Origin of the sequence: Nocardiopsis lucentensis DSM 44048 (assembly GCF_000341125.1) — a bacterium.
In the GTDB taxonomy this organism is placed as follows: Bacteria; Actinomycetota; Actinomycetes; order Streptosporangiales; family Streptosporangiaceae; genus Nocardiopsis; species Nocardiopsis lucentensis.
Genome location: NZ_ANBC01000123.1, coordinates 1 through 1,407, shown reverse-complemented (window position 1 = coordinate 1,407; position 1,407 = coordinate 1). Strand labels below are relative to the sequence as shown.

The window sequence follows — 1,407 nt, the reverse complement described above, 5'->3', positions numbered from 1 at the left end:
CGGGCAGCAACGCCGCCCCGATCGGCTCGTCCATCTGCCGTTCCGGTTCCACCACCGGCTGGCACTGCGGCACCATCCAGGCCCGCAACCAGACCGTCCGGTACCCGCAGGGCACCGTCTACTACCTGACCCGTACCAACGTGTGCGCCGAGCCCGGCGACTCCGGAGGCTCCTTCATCTCCGGAACGCAGGCCCAGGGCATGACCTCCGGCGGCTCCGGCAACTGCAGCAGCGGTGGCACCACCTTCTACCAGGAGGTGGACCCGGTGGAGAGCGCCTGGGGCGTGCGACTGCGCACCAGCTAGAACCCCACCCCCTCCCCCAGGTGTCCCCGTCCGCGCAGCGCGCGGGCGGGGACACCCCCGTTCGAACCGGGGCGGGAGCGAGCACGGGGTCAGGCCGAGGAGGCCGCCTCCCCCTCCGCCCGGTGCGCGATCCGCCCGTCCAGGACGGTCAGCCAGGCACCCACCTCACGCAGCCGGTCGTTCGGCAGCGCCTCCACGTCCCGGTCCAACACCACCACGTCGGCCAGGTAGCCGGGCCGCAGCGCACCCAACCGGTCCTCCATCCCCACGGCGTGGGCGGCGTCCAGAGTGTGCGCCCGCAGCGCCTCGTGCAGCGTGACGGCCTGCTCCACCCCGATCCGCGCCCCTTCCCGCGTGGTGCGGCACACCGCGTTGGCCACGGTGTCCATCGGACGCAGGCTGGAGACGAAGGAGTCGCGGGACAGCACCGGACGCAGCCCCAGGTCGATCTCCTCCCGCATCGGCTGGAGCCGGTGCGCCCGATCCCCCAGGCGGCGCAGGAAGTCACCGCCGCTGTCGTGCAGGAAGTTGGGCTGGTTGACCGGGATCACCCCGTATTCGGTGAACCGCTTGGCCTGCTCGGGAGTGGGGTACCCGCAGTGCTCCACACGCGGACGCGGGTCCGGACCCGACACCCGCGCGGCCGAGGCGATCGCCGCCAGCGTGTGCTCCATGGCCGCGTCGCCCTGCGTGTGGACGGCGACCTGCCACCCCTCCCGGGCCGCCCTCGCCACCAGGTCCGCCAACTGGTCGGGGTGGTGGTAGAGACTGCCCGCGAACTCACCCCGCTCCCCGTAGGGAACCGTGAACTTCGCGGTGCCGCCCAGCAGCGTCCCGTCGGAGTAGAACTTCATGCCGGTCAGCCGCAGCCAGTCGTCACCGAAGGGGCTGGCCAGCCCGGCCTGGGTCAGCGCGTCCAACTGGTGGGACAGCGGCATGCCGAACGTGCGCAGCGGTAGCGTCCCCGCCGCCCGGGCCGCCCGGTAGACCCGCAGCTCACGTGCCGACACCTGTGGGTCGCACACCGTGGTCACACCCGCTGACAGGTAGGGCCCCGCCGCGTCGGCCAGCCAGCCCAGCAGGTGCTCGGAGGGCAGGTCGG

The 1,407-nt window shown here is 72.9% G+C and carries 2 protein-coding genes; one reads left to right on the top strand and one right to left on the bottom strand.

The genetic code is table 11. The features are described from left to right. Positions 1-305 (top strand): S1 family peptidase (locus D471_RS0104005; protein WP_026127391.1); only part of this gene is annotated, 305 nt, incomplete at its 5' end. 89 nt (positions 306-394) lie between these two features. Here the strand turns inward: D471_RS0104005 and D471_RS0104000 are convergent. Next, positions 395-1,407: amidohydrolase (locus tag D471_RS0104000; RefSeq protein ID WP_017597436.1), on the bottom strand; the 1,013-nt coding region annotated here is incomplete at its 5' end.